This is a genomic window from Bacillus sp. FSL K6-0255 (assembly GCF_045040725.1).
GTDB classification, from domain to species: Bacteria; Bacillota; Bacilli; order Bacillales; family Bacillaceae; genus Bacillus; species Bacillus subtilis.
This window is the reverse complement of sequence record NZ_CP150278.1, coordinates 35,001-51,130: the sequence shown is the minus strand read 5'-3', so window position 1 is coordinate 51,130 and position 16,130 is coordinate 35,001. Positions and strand designations below refer to the sequence as shown.

At 40.9% G+C, this 16,130-nt stretch carries 19 protein-coding genes; 1 reads left to right on the top strand and 18 read right to left on the bottom strand.

All coding sequences use genetic code 11. The features are described 5' to 3' along the window. Positions 1-19 precede the first annotated feature (19 nt). The 5 genes from rsmA to metG form a co-directional block, all read right to left on the bottom strand. Complete coding sequence (gene rsmA, locus MHB62_RS00270; RefSeq protein ID WP_032723081.1) at positions 20-898, bottom strand: 16S rRNA (adenine(1518)-N(6)/adenine(1519)-N(6))-dimethyltransferase RsmA; 879 nt, start codon at positions 896-898, stop codon at positions 20-22. After that, positions 891-1,451: a ribonuclease M5 gene (rnmV, locus tag MHB62_RS00265; protein WP_015253010.1), complete on the bottom strand. Its 561-nt coding sequence runs from the start codon at positions 1,449-1,451 to the stop codon at positions 891-893. Before rnmV ends, rsmA begins: the two co-directional genes overlap by 8 nt. Before the next feature lie 144 nt (positions 1,452-1,595). Then, positions 1,596-2,909: a ubiquitin-like domain-containing protein gene (locus MHB62_RS00260; RefSeq protein WP_015715099.1), complete on the bottom strand. Its 1,314-nt coding sequence runs from the start codon at positions 2,907-2,909 to the stop codon at positions 1,596-1,598. Positions 2,910-3,064: 155 nt separating this feature from the next. Continuing rightward, positions 3,065-3,832: a TatD family hydrolase gene (locus MHB62_RS00255; protein ID WP_019712378.1), complete on the bottom strand. Its 768-nt coding sequence runs from the start codon at positions 3,830-3,832 to the stop codon at positions 3,065-3,067. A 79-nt stretch (positions 3,833-3,911) separates the two neighbouring features. After that, entirely contained in the window at positions 3,912-5,906 is a 1,995-nt protein-coding gene (gene metG, locus MHB62_RS00250; RefSeq protein WP_032723079.1) for a methionine--tRNA ligase, read from the bottom strand. A gap of 494 nt (positions 5,907-6,400) precedes the next feature. Between metG and abrB the strand changes: the two genes are divergently transcribed. Next, positions 6,401-6,691: a transition state genes transcriptional regulator AbrB gene (gene abrB / locus MHB62_RS00245; RefSeq protein WP_003226760.1), complete on the top strand. Its 291-nt coding sequence runs from the start codon at positions 6,401-6,403 to the stop codon at positions 6,689-6,691. Between the two features lie 48 nt (positions 6,692-6,739). Here abrB and rsmI read toward each other — a convergent pair whose 3' ends face one another. From rsmI to csfB, 13 genes are all read right to left on the bottom strand, one after another. Then, positions 6,740-7,618, bottom strand: coding sequence for a 16S rRNA (cytidine(1402)-2'-O)-methyltransferase (gene rsmI, locus MHB62_RS00240; RefSeq protein ID WP_019712967.1), 879 nt, complete (start codon positions 7,616-7,618; stop codon positions 6,740-6,742). Further along, positions 7,593-7,892 (bottom strand): GIY-YIG nuclease family protein, encoded by a 300-nt coding sequence (locus tag MHB62_RS00235; RefSeq protein ID WP_003242983.1) that lies wholly within the window; start codon positions 7,890-7,892, stop codon positions 7,593-7,595. Before MHB62_RS00235 ends, rsmI begins: the two co-directional genes overlap by 26 nt. Then, positions 7,879-8,622, bottom strand: coding sequence for a tRNA1(Val) (adenine(37)-N6)-methyltransferase (locus MHB62_RS00230; protein WP_003244526.1), 744 nt, complete (start codon positions 8,620-8,622; stop codon positions 7,879-7,881). The genes MHB62_RS00235 and MHB62_RS00230 overlap by 14 nt, the downstream gene beginning before the upstream one ends. A gap of 58 nt (positions 8,623-8,680) precedes the next feature. After that, positions 8,681-9,040, bottom strand: a complete 360-nt coding sequence (gene yabA / locus MHB62_RS00225; RefSeq protein WP_003218308.1) for a replication initiation-control protein YabA — start codon at positions 9,038-9,040, stop codon at positions 8,681-8,683. Positions 9,041-9,054: 14 nt separating this feature from the next. Then, a complete protein-coding gene (gene ricT, locus MHB62_RS00220) occupies positions 9,055-9,882 on the bottom strand; it encodes a competence/sporulation regulator complex protein RicT (RefSeq protein ID WP_003243571.1) in 828 nt (275 codons plus the stop codon). Positions 9,883-9,884: 2 nt separating this feature from the next. Beyond that, a complete protein-coding gene (gene holB / locus MHB62_RS00215; protein WP_003244417.1) occupies positions 9,885-10,874 on the bottom strand; it encodes a DNA polymerase III subunit delta' in 990 nt (329 codons plus the stop codon). Between the two features lie 11 nt (positions 10,875-10,885). Beyond that, positions 10,886-11,326 (bottom strand): YaaR family protein, encoded by a 441-nt coding sequence (locus MHB62_RS00210; RefSeq protein ID WP_009966249.1) that lies wholly within the window; start codon positions 11,324-11,326, stop codon positions 10,886-10,888. 12 nt (positions 11,327-11,338) lie between these two features. Next, positions 11,339-11,668, bottom strand: a complete 330-nt coding sequence (gene darA / locus MHB62_RS00205) for a cyclic di-AMP receptor DarA (protein WP_003242755.1) — start codon at positions 11,666-11,668, stop codon at positions 11,339-11,341. Positions 11,669-11,741: 73 nt separating this feature from the next. Next, entirely contained in the window at positions 11,742-12,380 is a 639-nt protein-coding gene (gene tmk / locus MHB62_RS00200; RefSeq protein WP_015715093.1) for a dTMP kinase, read from the bottom strand. Then, positions 12,377-13,819 (bottom strand): aminotransferase class I/II-fold pyridoxal phosphate-dependent enzyme, encoded by a 1,443-nt coding sequence (locus MHB62_RS00195; protein ID WP_015715092.1) that lies wholly within the window; start codon positions 13,817-13,819, stop codon positions 12,377-12,379. Before MHB62_RS00195 ends, tmk begins: the two co-directional genes overlap by 4 nt. Before the next feature lie 81 nt (positions 13,820-13,900). Then, positions 13,901-15,061 (bottom strand): toxic anion resistance protein, encoded by a 1,161-nt coding sequence (locus MHB62_RS00190; protein ID WP_015715091.1) that lies wholly within the window; start codon positions 15,059-15,061, stop codon positions 13,901-13,903. A gap of 18 nt (positions 15,062-15,079) precedes the next feature. Next, a complete protein-coding gene (locus MHB62_RS00185) occupies positions 15,080-15,694 on the bottom strand; it encodes a 5-bromo-4-chloroindolyl phosphate hydrolysis family protein (RefSeq protein WP_015253019.1) in 615 nt (204 codons plus the stop codon). 119 nt (positions 15,695-15,813) lie between these two features. Beyond that, positions 15,814-16,008: an anti-sigma-G factor gene (csfB, locus tag MHB62_RS00180; RefSeq protein ID WP_003243294.1), complete on the bottom strand. Its 195-nt coding sequence runs from the start codon at positions 16,006-16,008 to the stop codon at positions 15,814-15,816. Positions 16,009-16,130 lie beyond the last annotated feature (122 nt).

The following is a 16,130-nucleotide window of genomic DNA, read 5'->3' as shown; positions in this document are numbered from 1 at the left end:
CGCAAAACAAAAAGCCCTTTTAGAAAAGGGCTTTATACAATCCGTTAGACAGCGCTGCGAACTCCTCAATAGACAGGGATTCACCTCGGCGCTTACCGTCAATATTTGTTTCTTCGAGCACTTGCTCAATCGTTGATTTTTGCGCTTTTCCTTCAGGCAGATTGTTAACTAAGTTATTGAGCAGCGTTTTACGGCGCTGTGCAAAGCTTGCCTTGATGAGCTGAAAGAAAAAGGATTCGTTTTCCACGTCCACTGCCGGGCCGTCTCGGAGAATCAAACGGATGACTGCGGAATCGACATTAGGCTGAGGAACAAATACGGTTTTCGGAACGATCATCACCGTTTTGGCTTCTGTATAAAACTGCACCGCGATTGAAAGCGAGCCGTATTCCTTAGATGAAGGATCAGCCGCCATGCGCTCAGCCACTTCTTTTTGCAGCATGACCACAATCCCTTTCAGCGGAAGATGTTCTTCAAGCAGTTTCATAATAATCGGTGTTGTTACGTAATAAGGAAGGTTGGCAACTACCATGATCTCATCACAATCTTGAAATTGTTCTTCAATGACCGATTTGACATCAGCCTTTAACACGTCATGATGAATGACAGTGACATTGTCGTAAGGTGACAGCGTATCCTTCAGAATCGGCAATAATCGCTGGTCAATCTCAAATGCCACGACCTTTTTCGCCCGCTTGGCAAGCTGTTCGGTTAAAGCCCCGATTCCCGGGCCGATTTCAATGACACCTGTTTTCTCACTCACTTCCGCGTGATCAACAATTCTGTTTAAAATGTTCGTATCAATTAAGAAATTCTGTCCTAAGCTCTTTTTAAAAGAAAAACCGTATTTCTTCAGTATCTCTTTCGTTCTAATCGGTGTCGCAATATCTTTATTCATTCTGTTCCTCCCGCATAACGGTATCGAGCGCACTCATAAAATCACTTTTTTTAATTTGAAACATTTGCAGCCGTTTTTGAAGCTGTTTGCCATTTGTATAGCCGATTTTCAACAGATCACCCAGTCGTTCCCGGCGGCGTTTGGCCGCAGGCCCGCCTATTAGTCCGGCATGAATCAAATCCTCAGCTGAAATGTCACTCGGCTGCGCTTCCATCTCCTCATGCACATTTTCTAAACATGCCCTAATGCTTTCAACCGATGCATGCTCCACACCAATCCCCCGCTTGTTTTTAGGTTTGGCAAGATGCTTTGGCAAAAATGCATGCTTACAGCCGGGTACAGCCTCTGAAATGGTTTTGCGAATCTTCTCTCCCGGAAAGTCCGGATCCGTTAAAATAATGACGCCTCTGGTTTTCTGGGCCAAACGGATTTGGTCAATCACATGATCATCGATGGCTGAACCATTTGTTTCAATTGTGTCTGCATCAACAGCCAATTTGATGCGGGCCGTATCGTCACGCCCCTCGACCACAATGATCTCTTTAATTTTCATTATTTCCTCCAAGACAAAATAAAAACTTTTGTATATTCATGAAACTTTTTCTTATGTCGAGCGTCTAATAAGCAGAAAATGCACTTTGTCTATTATAACGAAAAAAACAGAGGGCGCAAAACCCTCTGAATATATAAGTACATATTAATTTAAGATTTTAATTTTGACTGTTTTATTTCCCCATCGGTACGCCGATGATTTCTCTGGGAAAAAGACGTCTATCTTGTTCCCTTTAATCGCAGAACCAGTATCTGCAGCAATGGCATATCCATAGCCTTCCACGTGGACTTTGGAGCCTAGCGGAATGACATTTGGATCCACAGCGATGACTTTGGCATTCGGATTATTTTTTAAATTGACGCCTGTCGCTGTATGTCCTGAACAACCGCTGCAGCTTGCCGTATAAGCCGTAGATGATACAGTCATGACTTTGCCTGTTGATTCATTGCTGCGGGACACAACTGTTTTTGAATCACCTGAAGCACTAACCGTTTCAACTTTTGGACTGCTTTGCTTTGTGCCGACAGCAATCACTTTATCTTTGCTTTGTTCAGCTGTTTCTTCTTTTACAAGCTCTCTGGACACTTCTTTGCCGTTTTCTTTAACGACTTCGAAATGTTTTTTTAGCTTGCCTTCTTTTCCTTTTTGGACGACCTTTTCTTTCCCTTTTTCAAGAGAAGCGTCTTCTTGCTTTTTCACATCGAACGCAATCTTCTCTTCAACTACATCGGTGACCTTTTCGATACGAGTAATTGTAATATCAGCCTTTCCTTTCGTCAGCTTTGCATCTAACGCAGGCTTGATTTTATCTTCGTCTTTTATGTTCATCTTTTGCTGTTTTAAAAAGTCAGCGACCGTAGTCGAAGTCGTCCAGATCTTCTTTTGTTTCCCTGCATCATTCACAGTAACCTGAAATGCGGGCTCTATGTTAATCTTCATGTCTTTCGAAATATCTGTATCTATTGCGGGATCAATTTGATCTTGTTCTTTCACATCAACATCTTGTTCGTCCAGTAATGCACCGACCGTTTTTGCTGTTGACCATAACGTCTTTTCTTCCCCGTTTATTGTAAGCTTCACAGGTTTTGCAGCCTCATACACAACGTCCATGTCTGCTGTTATCTTTGTCTGTTTAGCAGGTGTGATCTTGTCTTCGTCTCTTGTCTTGATATCAAGCGTCTCCAAAAGATCACCGACTGTATTTGCATGTGTGCGTATATGTTTCTTTTTGCCATTGATAGAAACTGAGACTGATTGTTTCGTCAGCTCATGAGCCGCGTACGCAGTCCCGCTTCCTGCCAAAAGCAAACAAGCAGCAACCAGAATGACTTTGCTTTTGCTAAGCTTTACGGAAAACAGCTTTTTCATTTTTTGTGTGATGAAAAACGCCTCCTTCTCCTCGGAGAGATTATATAGAGTATCTAAAAGGCTGTCAACCCTCCCTTCTCTTTCTCCCAAAAGCTCAGTGTCCTCTTCATTATCCTGAAATACACTGAGAAACGGAAGAAAGACTTGTCGACAAACCTATCCTATGAGGAGAAGAAAGCATGTAGAACTTTTATAGAAAAACGCTGTAAGGGACAAGCTCTTACAAAACCCGCTAGCGTTTTTTGTCAGTTTATACGGAAAAGTCTTTTCGCATTTTCAGTCGTGATGGAAGCAATCTCTTCAAAGGTCATTTCTTTTAATTCGGCGATTTGTTCTGCCACATATTTCACATAGCTTGGCTCATTTCTTTTCCCGCGGAAAGGGTGCGGTGTGAGAAACGGGCAGTCCGTTTCAATCAGCAGCCGGTCATTGGGAATTTCCTTCACTACTTCCTTCGGTTTCTTCGCATTTTTAAATGTCACCGGTCCCCCAAATGATAAATAAAAATTCATTTTCATGCATTCTCTTGCCACTTCCGCACTTCCTGTAAAGCAGTGCATGATTCCGCCCACAGCTTCTGCGCCTTCCTCTTTTAAAATGGTCACGACATCCTCCGTTGCATCACGGTTATGAATGATAATAGGCAAATTGCCCTCTTTCGCTAAGGCGATTTGTTTTCTAAACACCTCTTTTTGAATATCTTTAGGTGATTTATCCCAATGATAATCCAGTCCCATTTCTCCTATCGCTACCACTTTCTCATGAGCAGAAAGCTCTTTAATCCACGCTAAGTCTTCCTCTGTCATGTCAATAGCGTCAACAGGGTGCCAGCCAATGGCTGCATAAATAAAATCATATTCCTCAATCATTTCCATCGCACGGGTAATCGTCGGACGGTCAAAACCAACTACGACAATTCGTTCAACTTTTTCAGCTTTTGCCCGTTCAATAACCTCTTCAAGATCAGTATCATATTGTTCTGCATTTAAATGCGCGTGTGTGTCAAACAACATAAGTGAAAAACTCCTTTCTTGTCGAAACACAAAAGGTGTTCGACGAATTGTTACACGTGAAACACCTTTTGTTTTATCATTATTTAATTCTTGTGCCTTTTGGTAACGACTGATCGATAGACACGACCTTTAAAACGCCGTCTGCTTCTCCTGCAAGGATCATACCTTGAGAAAGCTCTCCTCTGAGTTTAACCGGTTTTAGATTTGTTACACAAACGAGTTTTTTTCCAACAAGCTCTTCAGGCGTATAATGCTTCGCAATGCCGGATACCACTTGGCGCTTTTCAAAACCAAGATCAAGCTGCAGCTTCAATAAACGGTCTGCTTTTTTCACTGGCTCTGCCTCAATGACCTCAGCTACGCGAAGCTCTACATCCATAAATTGATCAATCGTAATTTCAGGTAAACGATCGACCTCTTGCGGCTCTTCTTCTTTTGTTTCTTCTTTCGCTGGTGCCGAACCTTGCATTTTCCCTTTGATGTAAGCAATTTCTTCTTCTGCCTCTAAACGAGGGAACAATGGCTCGCCTTTTTGTACTTTTGTATCTTTCAGCTGGCCGAAAGTTGTAATGCTGTCCCAAGCTTTTAGAGATTCATCGGTAATGCCCAGCTGCTCGAACATTTTTTCCGGTGTTTTTGTTAAGAATGGCTGAAGCAGTACCGCTGAAATACGCAATGATTCAGCGAGATGATACATAACGGATCGCAATTCTTCTTCTTTTGCCGGATCTTTCGCAAGCACCCATGGAGCTGTCTCATCAATGTATTTGTTTGTGCGGCTGATGAGCTGCCATAAAGTCGAAAGTGCTACCGAGAACTCCATATTTTCCATTGCTTTCTCATAAGCTTTCACTGTTTCTTCAGCAACCGAAGTGAGCGTTTGGTCAAATTCCGTAACAGCACCTTTGTAAGAACCAATTTGTCCGTCAAAATACTTATTGATCATCGCAACAGTACGATTCAATAGATTTCCTAAATCATTCGCTAAATCATAGTTGATTCGCTCAACAAATCCTTCCGGCGTGAAAACACCGTCAGATCCGAACGGCACTTCACGAAGCAGGTAATAGCGAAGCTCGTCTAAACCATAGCGTTCAATTAATGTAACCGGATCTACAACGTTTCCTTTTGATTTCGACATTTTTCCGTCTTTCATCAAAAGCCAGCCATGCGCGAATACCTGTTTCGGCAGCGGAAGATCCAGAGCCATCAGCATAATTGGCCAGTAAATGGTATGGAACCGTACAATCTCCTTACCGACTAAATGAACATCGGCAGGCCAATATTTTTGATAAAGCTCATCATTTTCTGTATCATAACCAAGTGCCGTTAAATAGTTAAATAGTGCGTCAATCCAAACATATACAACATGCTTTGGATTTTCCGGCACCTTCACGCCCCAATCAAAAGTGGTACGTGATACTGCCAAATCCTCAAGTCCAGGTTTGATAAAGTTATTAATCATTTCGTTTTTGCGTGATTCTGGCTGAATGAATGTCGGGTTTTCTTCATAGTATTTCAGAAGGCGATCCGCGTATTTCCCCATGCGGAAGAAATAAGATTCCTCTTTGATCAATTCAACTGGGTGACCGCTGTCAGGGCTTTTTCCGCCGATGACCTCTCCCTTTTCATTCCGCTCAATATCAACGAGCTGAGTTTCCGTGTAGAACGTTTCATCAGGGATGCTGTACCAGCCTTCATACTCATCAAGATAGATGTCCCCGTTATCAAGAAGCTTTTGAAACACTTTTTCAATGACAACTTTATGCCGTTTTTCTGTCGTGCGGATAAAGTCGTCGTTTGAGATTTCAAGCTGCTTCCACAGTTTTTGAATATCTGCCACTGCACGATCCACATACTCCTGAGGTGTAATGTTTTCCTGTTCAGCTTTTTGCTGGATCTTTTGTCCATGCTCGTCCGTTCCCGTTAAATAGCGAACATCGAACCCTTTTAATCTTTTGTAACGTGCCATTGCATCTCCCGCGACTGTCGTATATGCATGGCCGATATGTAATTTTCCGCTCGGATAATAAATCGGTGTTGTAATATAAAATGTATTGTTTTCTTGCGGCATCTTGAAACCTCCTAATCAGAATGTCAAAAAGCTCCCGCCCAAAGGACGAGAGCGGCGATAAGTGCAAATCATATATGAATATTATTTATATTTATCCTTTATCTATGATACCATCTTAGCCTTTAAGATCAAGAATATATACATACGCCCTGAAAAAGAATAATTAAAATTAAAAATCTTTAATGAAAATAAAAAAAGTCTGTTCGTGTCGAATTTTGTCGTATATAATCAAATGAAATAAAAAACTTTGGTTCGAAAGTCTTGATTTAAAAGGATTTTTAGTAGGATAATAGCTTTATTAAATATTTATAAAATGCTGTTATTTCGGTAGTTTCTAAGACATTACTGACTATAAGAACTAATTCTTACAATCAATAGTAAACAAAATGATTGACGATTATTGGAAACCTTGTTATGCTATGAAGGTAAGGATTTTGTCGAATAATGACGAAGAAAAATATAATTTAAACAAATAAGTATCTCTTGGGAGGAGAATGTTTATGAAATCTACTGGTATTGTACGTAAAGTTGATGAATTAGGACGTGTAGTTATTCCTATCGAACTGCGTCGTACTCTTGGAATCGCAGAAAAAGATGCTCTTGAAATCTATGTTGATGATGAAAAAATCATCCTTAAAAAATATAAACCAAACATGACTTGCCAAGTAACTGGTGAAGTTTCTGATGATAACCTTAAACTTGCAGGCGGTAAATTGGTTCTTAGTAAAGAAGGCGCTGAGCAAATCATCAGCGAAATCCAAAACCAGCTTCAAAACCTTAAATAATCATTTCTTGTACAAAAAACGTTCTTGTTATGACACAAGAACGTTTTTTTATTGCTTAATATGGTAAGCATCGTACACTTCACGCTTTGGTACATTGCGATCGACTGCTGCTTTTTTAATGGCTTCTTTAGACGTAGCGCCTTTCGAGATGTAATGCTCGACATGTTCTTTCGCAGTGAGGGTTTCCCACCATTGTTCTTCCTCATCTACCTCTTCATTATTACTTCCTTCTACAACAAGACAAAACTCGCCGCGTATCTGATCCTCGTTTGCCCATCCAATGACCTCGGATATCGTTCCTCGGATAAACTCTTCATATTTCTTAGTGAGTTCACGCGTTACAGCAATTTCCCGATCTCCTAATATCTCTGCCATCGCTGACAAGGTTTCCTTCAATCTGTGAGGCGCTTCATAAAAAATGATCGTTTCCCGCCGTTTTTTAAGGGCTTCAAGCTCCTTCTTCTTTTCTTTTTTCTGTCTGTTGAGAAAACCGTAAAAGAAAAAAGGCTGCGGTACAATACCTGATGCAATAAGAGCTGTTAATGCAGCATTTGCTCCCGGCAACGGAACAACATAACCGCCTATATCCGTAAAATCTTTTACAATTTCGGCTCCTGGATCAGAAATCGTCGGCAGACCGGCATCACTGACAAGAGCAATGTTTTTTCCCGATTTCAGCCATTCAATAATTTTGTGCCCACTGCTTTCTTTATTGTGTTCGTGATAGCTGACGAGCGGTGTTTCAATTTCATATACATGACAAAGCTTTTTCGTTTGCCTCGTATCTTCCGCAGCAATCGCATCCACTGATTTCAGCGTGTCGATCGCCCGGAATGTCATATCCTCTAGATTTCCGATTGGGGTTGGGACCAAGTAAAGAATCCCCATGTCCGACTTTCCATTAAAGCTCATTTGGCGCCTTAACATATACAGCCTCCTTGCTGTTCCGCTTTTCTTCTATATAAAGCTCTTTTTTCTTCCGAGTTAGTTTTTTGAAATAATATTCCGCCTGCATAGCTTCCCGCTTTGTTGAAAAGCTCTCGGCAAAAATTAATTCAACCGGACGTCTTACTTTTGTGTACTTTGCGCCCTTTCCATCATTGTGTGTTTTCACTCGTTTATGCAGATCGTTGGTATACCCGGCATACCAGCTATTGTCTTTACATTTCACGACGTAGAAGAAATGGTTATTTGTCTCCATATAAAATGGTCCTGATTTCTTTTGTATATTCATTTTGTTCATCATAAACGAATAAGGGAGGAAGAATTTTCAAATCTGGACGCCCGCCTTTGATACCTTCAACCAGAATGGTATTGGCTTCTTTCCCTTGCTTCGGATAGACAAATTGTACACGTTTCGGCTCGATTTGATAAGCCTTCATCAGTTCAAAAATCTCCAGAAGCCTTCCCGGCCGGTGAACAAGAGCTGCTTTTCCCCCTTGCTTGAGCAGTTTGCTGCTGACTGAAATGACATCCTCCAGCGTGCAGTGGATTTCATGTCTTGCGATTCGGAGATGCTCATTCATGTTTTGTTCAGTTTGTTTCGGCGTTTTAAAATACGGCGGATTGCAGGTGACAACATCATATCGATTATGTCCAAGTTTCTCCGGCATGTTTTTCAGGTCATCATGTATGATCTGGATCTGATCGTCCAACTTATTATACTCCACGCTGCGAACAGCCATATCATGCAGTCTTTCTTGAATTTCGACTCCCAGAATGTCTGCTTTTGATCTTGTACTGAGCAGCAGCGGCACAATACCATTGCCGGTGCATAAATCAACAATTTTCCCTTTTTGAATCGGAACGTACGCAAATTTGGACAGAAGCACAGCGTCCAACGAAAAAGCAAACACTGTTGGGCTTTGTATGATTTTCATGTCCTCTGCCAGCAAATAATCTAATCTTTCATCATCATGTAATGAAACCATCTTCTTATCCTTTCAGTACCTTTGAAAAAGGCTCCCGTCTTATGCGGAAGCCTTTTCCCTATTTTTTATTTAAGAATGACAGACAGAAAAGACAATCTTCTTTTCGAACACTACCATAGTGGACATTGCAGATATGAAATCCTTCTTGATACAGACGTGCCAGATTATCATATCCTTCCCCTATATCAGTTTGCTCTGTCTTCTGTGTTTTTGATTCTTTTTTATCAGCTTTGAACTTTTCAATCTGCTGCGTCGTATCGTCCAGCCGTTTGCGCAAATGCTTGTTTTCAAGCTGTAAATGATGATTTTCCTCAATCATCTCACCGATATGCTGCTTCAAATCCCCCAGCTGCCGGTACAGTGAACCAATTTGTTCTTCTAAGTTAATGACTGTATCAAATAACTCTTTTTTATCCAAGGTTCCACACCTCGTTAATCTGTGGTTTGTGCGGATACGACGCCCTCTTCCAAGAGCTCTTCCCAAGTATATTCTATCACTTTTTCACGGTTTATCAGTTCCACCTGAAGCACCCGTTCCAGAATATTTAGTCCGACGACCTTCGCGGGACCGTTTGCTGTCGTAATCATTTCTCCTATATCCGGAAGCTGTTCTTTTGCCGTCTCATACTCATCGTTCTCATATTTTAGACAGCACATCAATCGTCCGCAAAGACCCGAAATCTTCGTAGGATTTAAAGACAAGTTCTGATCCTTGGCCATTTTAATGGAAACGGGTTCAAAATCTCCAAGAAACGTTGAACAGCAAAGCATTCTTCCGCAAGGACCGATTCCTCCGAGCATTTTTGCCTCATCCCTCACTCCGATTTGGCGCAGCTCAATTCTTGTCTTAAAGATAGAAGCCAAATCCTTTACAAGCTCTCTAAAGTCGACTCGGCCGTCAGCAGTGAAGTAAAAAATGACTTTATTGCGATCAAACGTGAATTCAACATCGACCAGCTTCATATCCAAGCCATGCTCAATCACTTTCTTTTGGCAGATATCAAATGCTGATAGTGCTTCCTGTTTATTTTCTTCTACAATGAGAAGATCGCGATCGTCTGCCACACGTATCACTTTTCGAAGGGGAAGCACCACATCATGCTCATCCACCTGTTTATTTGCAATTACGACCTGGCCGTACTCAACGCCTCTGACAGTTTCTACAATTACGCAGCTGTCATGTTCTATATGAAATCCATTCGGATCAAAATAATATATTTTACCCGCTTTCTTAAAGCGGACACCAATTACATTGTACAAGCTTATCCCTCCTGCAACATTAACACCAAGTGCTCCATTAATCCTTGTACATTCACATTGGAATGAAGCCGTTTCTTTGCTTCTAAAACAGCAAGTATCTGATTCGTAACGCTTTGTTGTGTTGATTGTAGCGCATGCTGTTTTATTGATTGGAATAAGTCTTGATAAATCAATTTATCTTCATTTCCTATTTGGATGGACAACACATCACGATATATCAATAAGAGCATATCAAGACCCATTTCTTGATGGGTTTTTTCTTTGAAAAAGGGCATCCATTGATCTTGAATAAAGAAAAAAGCATGTCCTTTCCGCTGGTGTAGGACTTCATACAATTTTATCACTTTCGCTCTAGACTCTGCAAACTCATCATTTCGACTTAATTCGACTGCTTCTGCTACATTATTAGTCATGTTGGCCAGAAGCCTTGCCATATGAGGCGAGACGTCCTGTTCGATCAGTCTGTCTTCAATTGCTTTCGGCTGCAAAGGCTGAAAAGGAAGGGTTTGGCATCTTGAAATGATGGTATCCAATAACCTTTGGGGCTGCTCAGTGATGAGGACGGCCATTGTGTCTTTGTTCGGTTCTTCTAAAAATTTCAGCAGGCTGTTCGCCGCATTTGCTGTCATTTGATCTGCGTGCGAAATAATATACAGCTTTTTATGCGATTCAAGTCCTGTCTTAGAAAACTCTTCTTGGAGCGCTTGAATTTGCGCCTTTTTGATTGATAAGCCATCAGGCTGAACAAGATGGAGATCAGGATGGTTCCCTGACTCTATCCGTTTACAGTTTCGGCAGCTCTCACAAGGCTCCGCGCCACCCTCCAGACAAAAGAAGCTTTTTGCAAGAAGCAGCGCGGCATCAAGCTTGCCTGTTCCTTTTTTCCCCTCAAACAAATAAGCGTGTGATAGTCTGTCCTTCTCAATACTATTATATAAAAGCTTCATCACTCTGGGCTGAAGCTCGTTCATTTCCTTCCAGGATATTGCCATTGTATCACTCTCTATGTGTAAAGGTTAATTAATAAACCTTTTATTTCGCCAATACGCTCCAGCAAATCAATTGCCGGTTTTTCCTGATCCATCATCTCTTCCGTAAGCTGTATCAATTTGTCATCTATTTCTTTCACAAGTCCCAGCGTTCTGCTGTTCCCGTAAAGGTCAAAGCTTTTCGATGTTTCATGTGAAAGACCGCTGTCCACAGCTTCTTTGACAAAACGTTTCACAAGTCCTTTAAATCTCGCTAAGTCTTTAAAATTCCGAGATTTCGTTAGCCTTTTTCCAAATGCTTCTATATCAGATAACAGCCTGGTAAGCTGATCAAGCTTCATTTTGCTGCTTTGGTTTTCCATTGATGTTTTAAACGATGCTGTGATCTCAGATGTTTTCACAGAGGGAATCTGCTTATTATCTATAAATGTACGTATATCTTTATTAATTTTCACAGTTTCAGATCCTTAAAATTGATGAAATTCATCGACTGGAAGGACAAATACTGTCGCTCCGCCAACTTCAACTTCGACTGGATAAGGGACATAGGAATCAGCATTTCCACCCATTGGAGATACAGGGGCAATCATCTGATCACGTTTCTGCCCGTTTTCTTTAATGAGACTCAACGCTTTATTGACGCGTATATCCTCGACACCGATCATAAACGTTGTATTGCCTGATTTAAGAAATCCTCCTGTCGTTGCAAGCTTTGTGACTCTGAAGTTGTGATCCGTTAAGGTTTTCAAAAGTCTGTTGCTGTCCTGATCTTGTACAACTGCCACTATCAATTTCATCTGTGAAGGCCTCCTTTAGATTGGAAACAACGTGATCTCGTTTACATTATTATATCAACTATTGGGAAACAGGTCACAATTGAATTTTTTTCAACGCTTCATCGATCACCTTTAGAACATCCTGAACGACGAGGTCTTTGGATTGCCCGGCATCAACTGAATGAAATCTTTCCGGAAATCGCTTCATCAGCTCTTGATAACCTTCTTGTACTTTTGTATGGAAGTCCAGTTTCTCTAAATCGAGCCTGTTTTTCTCCCGTGAGCCGTTTGCGTAAATACGCTTCAGTCCTTCTTCCGGATCAATTGAAAAATAAACCGTTACATGGGGCATCATATCTCCAATGGCAAATTCATTAATGGACAGAACCTCATCAATTCCAAGTCCTCTTGCATATCCTTGATACGCAAGAGAACTGTCTATGAATCTGTCGCAAAGAACGATAAACCCCTGTTCTAAAGCAGGTTTTACTTTTTCAACTAAATGCTGGCGTCTTGCAGCCGCATATAAGAGAGCTTCTGTTTTTGGGTCCATTAATGTATTGTTCTCATTCAGAATAACCTCTCGAATTTGTTCTGCAATATCTATTCCGCCTGGCTCTCGAGTTGCCGTAACCTGAAGGCCTTCTGCTGTCAGTATGTTTTTGATTTCCTGCAGAACAGTCGTTTTTCCTGCACCTTCAGGACCTTCGAATGTAATAAATAAACCGCTCATGATTTCTCCTCTTCTATATAAACAAGTAGTTGTTTCTCTTTGATTTTCATATTCCCTTGAACATGCGTTTTCATGCTGATCAAGCGGCTTAGCTTTTGCACACTTTCTTTTGTTATTCTTTCTCCCGCCATAATCATCGGGATACCCGGAGGATAAGGGATGATATCTTCTGCATTCAGCCGGCCAGCTGCTTCCTCAAAGTCCACATATTCTTTCTTAAACGAATGTAAGACCTTTTTTGGATAAGGCAAGACAGTAACAGGCTGCACTCCCCATTCTGCAGAAACAAACGCCTGATCCGGAGGCGTTTTCTCAATCTCTTCATCAATGCTTCTAATGGTTTCAGCATTTATTCTCCGTTTTCCTCCCAATGGGAGAACGAGCAGTACTTGATTTTCATCAGCAAGCTCAGTGAATATGTTGGCACGCTCTAATATGCTTTGCAGCGTATAGCCAGAATGCCCGCGTTTTGAACGAATTGTGAGCTTTAGCGGATCCGTGATGATCAGTGGATTAGCAGGGTTAACAGCTTCTGCATTTGTAAGTGAATCAAACGTTTGTTTAAGTGTTTCTATCCGCTGCAGAATGTCAGAAAGCTTTTGTTCTTCTATAATATGCTGTACATAAGCGCGGGCAATATCTAACGAAGCCATAATCGGATAAGACGGGCTGCTGCTTTGTAATCGGTTTAAATACTCTGCCACCCGATCCCTGTTAATCCTGCAGCTGCTGTTGAGATGCAAATAAGAACCCATCGTCATGGCAGGCAACGTTTTGTGGGCCGACTGAACAACAATATCTGCCCCCATTTTTAAAGCTGAGAGCGGAAAAGGTTCACCTAAAATAAAATGTGCGCCATGCGCTTCATCGACCAAAACAGGAATCCCGTAATGATGGGCTTCAGTAATGATCTCAGTCAAATCAGCACTATGTCCGTAATATGTCGGATTGGTCAGTACCAAGCCTTTCGCATCTGGATATGCTTCCAGGGCCTCTTTAATTGTTCCAAGCGGAACATGCGTAGGCACATGCATCGCTGAATCAACGTCAGGTGCAAGATAAACCGGCTCAGCACCGGCCAAATCAACAGCATGAAATACAGATTTATGACAGTTTCTTTGAACCAGAATTGTATCACCAGGTTCACAAACAGATAAAATCATCGCTAAGTTTCCGACAGTCGTACCATTTACTAGAAAAAAACTTTCCGCCGATCCATATAATTGACTGGCAAGCTCCTGAGCTTTCTTAATCACCCCAGAAGGATGATGGAGATCATCCAGTCCTGCCAGTTCAGTTACATCAATGGTGAGAAGCGGATCGAATATTGACTTAGCGTCATCAAAAAAGACATCTCCATTGTGATGTCCCGGAACATGAAATGAATGAGAATTTCTTCTCGCATGTTGAATTAATGCTTTATATAAAGGTGTGTTCATGAAAACAATCCTTTGAATGTGTCTTCTTACACCTTATTATATCGTGCCTCTGACAGAACTTAAAGCCAGACTTACTGGTAACTATCTTTCCTTTATTGTAAGCAGCTTTTGTTTCAGGTCGCCTTCCATCATCATGAGCTCTTCTTCTGCCTGACGGCGTTTGATTCGTCCTTCTTCTTGTATAGTCAGTGTTTCTTCAAGCGTGCTTATTAAGCTTTCCTGCACCTTCTTCAAGGTATCTATATCAACAAGGCCTCTTTCATTTGCCCGTGCAGTTTCAATTGTATTGGTTTTTAAAAGCTCCGCATTTTTCAGCAAAAGCTCATTGGTTGTATCAGATACTTTCTGTTGTGCATCCACTGCATTGCGCTGCCTTAAAAGCGTCAGTGCAATGGCAACTTGATTTTTCCATAGCGGAATCGCTGTCACAATGGATGACTGGATCTTTTCTGCTAACGCTTGGTTTGTGTTTTGAATCAGCCTGATTTGCGGTGCACTTTGGATTGTAATTTGCCTGCTCAGCAGCAAATCATGCACCCTTTTATCTAACCGGTCAGCAAATTGAATTAAATCATTCACCTCTTGAACGGCCATTTGGTTATGATCACTCGATTCAGCCTGTTGCTTCAGTTCAGGAATCGTTTTTGTTTTTAATTCCTCCAGCTTCAGTTCTCCTGCAGCAATATAAACATTCAGCGCGGCAAAATATTCTTTATTTTTTTCATATAACTGCTCTAACAGCTTGTTGTCACTGATTAAAGCATTTTTAGAGTGCTCCAGCTTCAAGCTGATTCTGTCTATTTGCACACTGGTCTTTTGGTATTTAGACAGCACCTCTTGAAGAGAACTTGATACTCTTCCAAACATGCGTGCCAAAAAACCCTTTTTCTTAGATTGGAGATCATCAGGATTTACTTGCTCCAGCTTTTTCATCAGCTCTCCAAGTATTTCGCCAATCTCCCCGACATCCTTCTTTTGAACATGATTAATCATATCATGAGAAAAGTTCAGCAGTTTAGATTGAGCTTGTGAACCGTATAAGACAATGCTTTGCATATTTTTATGATCAATCTGTCCAGCAAGCTGAATTGCTTTTTCCTTGTTTTCCTCAGGAAGAACATCAACAAGCCGTACTTGCTCTTTCTCTGCTTTTACAGCCTCCGAACCTGGTATCTCTATGTTACCACCAAAAGGATCTGCCAATAATTCATCTATATGAAGGTCGCTTTGGTCTCGGTTCATCGCTCTTACCCTCTTCCCTTATTTCTTTAATGAATGTTTTGCTGCGTCTAATTCAAACTGCAACTCGTCAATTTCATCACCCATTGCTTGAGTTAAATCTTCCTCTAAACGCTTGGTCAATTCAGTAAGAGTGATGCGTGTCTCACTTAACGACATCGACAGTTCTTTGCTTTTTTTTGGGTGAGATGATAGAAAAGCATACTTCTCTGTCAATTCAACAACCGAATCGAGAGTTTGATAAAAAAACCGTTCTGCCTGATAAAACCGTTTTGGCTCTTTTTTGGTGAGGAGATAAATCCTTCTCACAATCCTTAGCATTTCTGCATTTTGCTTAAACATTTGAATGCTTTTAGCCTGAAACAAGGCTTTCCTAAGACGGATCATTTTCTGCCTTGCTTCCTCTAAGTTTTTCTTAATGTAAGCATACTCTCTTCCTGTCAATTCATGCTTTTTAAGAAATAACCGTCTTGCATTCCAGATGCCAGCTATATATACGGCTGCTCCAGAAGCAAGCCCATAAACAATAGATAAAAAAAGCGACTGGTTTAAACCGAAAAAGCTCAATATTCCAATGAAAACAAAAGTCGCACTGCTAGTTAAACTCCACATCAAAAAGTGAAAAAATCTCTGCATGAGATAATCGACTCCTGTGTCTATACTCAGTTTTAATATTATTATCTACTACGTTCAATCCTTAAACAAGTTTCATCTTCTTTTTATTATTAAGAGTACAAAAAAAGACCTTTTCAGGTCTATGAATATAATGGCGGTGTATGAATGCTCTTTAGTTTTTTTACGTAAAACGCATAGTCAGGATCAGAAGTTGATGTAGAAATTACTTTTCTCTCACAATCTAAGCATATGAATTTCGTATAAAGATGAATGCCTCTATTCTTCTCTTGATCACAAATCACACATGTATGATTAAGTTTAACTGTTTCGTCCATCTTCTCCACCTCCGTACAGTTAGCCTCCCCTTAAAACGGGTATTGTATACACTATTTAGACCTTTTTGAAACTTTAAATCAGTATATGGGCTATATAAGCCCTCGGTGTTTGTATTTGTTTG

Coding starts and splice junctions, on each gene's coding strand:
- rsmA (WP_032723081.1), bottom strand. CDS start 898: ATGAATAAAGATATTGCGACACCGATTAGAACGAAAGAGATACTGAAG.
- rnmV (WP_015253010.1), bottom strand. CDS start 1,451: ATGAAAATTAAAGAGATCATTGTGGTCGAGGGGCGTGACGATACGGCC.
- MHB62_RS00255 (WP_019712378.1), bottom strand. CDS start 3,832: ATGTTGTTTGACACACACGCGCATTTAAATGCAGAACAATATGATACT.
- metG (WP_032723079.1), bottom strand. CDS start 5,906: ATGCCGCAAGAAAACAATACATTTTATATTACAACACCGATTTATTAT.
- abrB (WP_003226760.1), top strand. CDS start 6,401: ATGTTTATGAAATCTACTGGTATTGTACGTAAAGTTGATGAATTAGGA.
- rsmI (WP_019712967.1), bottom strand. CDS start 7,618: ATGTTAAGGCGCCAAATGAGCTTTAATGGAAAGTCGGACATGGGGATT.
- MHB62_RS00235 (WP_003242983.1), bottom strand. CDS start 7,892: ATGGAGACAAATAACCATTTCTTCTACGTCGTGAAATGTAAAGACAAT.
- MHB62_RS00230 (WP_003244526.1), bottom strand. CDS start 8,622: ATGGTTTCATTACATGATGATGAAAGATTAGATTATTTGCTGGCAGAG.
- holB (WP_003244417.1), bottom strand. CDS start 10,874: ATGGCAATATCCTGGAAGGAAATGAACGAGCTTCAGCCCAGAGTGATG.
- darA (WP_003242755.1), bottom strand. CDS start 11,668: ATGAAATTGATAGTGGCAGTTGTACAAGATCAGGACAGCAACAGACTT.
- tmk (WP_015715093.1), bottom strand. CDS start 12,380: ATGAGCGGTTTATTTATTACATTCGAAGGTCCTGAAGGTGCAGGAAAA.
- MHB62_RS00195 (WP_015715092.1), bottom strand. CDS start 13,819: ATGAACACACCTTTATATAAAGCATTAATTCAACATGCGAGAAGAAAT.
- MHB62_RS00190 (WP_015715091.1), bottom strand. CDS start 15,061: ATGAACCGAGACCAAAGCGACCTTCATATAGATGAATTATTGGCAGAT.
- MHB62_RS00185 (WP_015253019.1), bottom strand. CDS start 15,694: ATGCAGAGATTTTTTCACTTTTTGATGTGGAGTTTAACTAGCAGTGCG.
- csfB (WP_003243294.1), bottom strand. CDS start 16,008: ATGGACGAAACAGTTAAACTTAATCATACATGTGTGATTTGTGATCAA.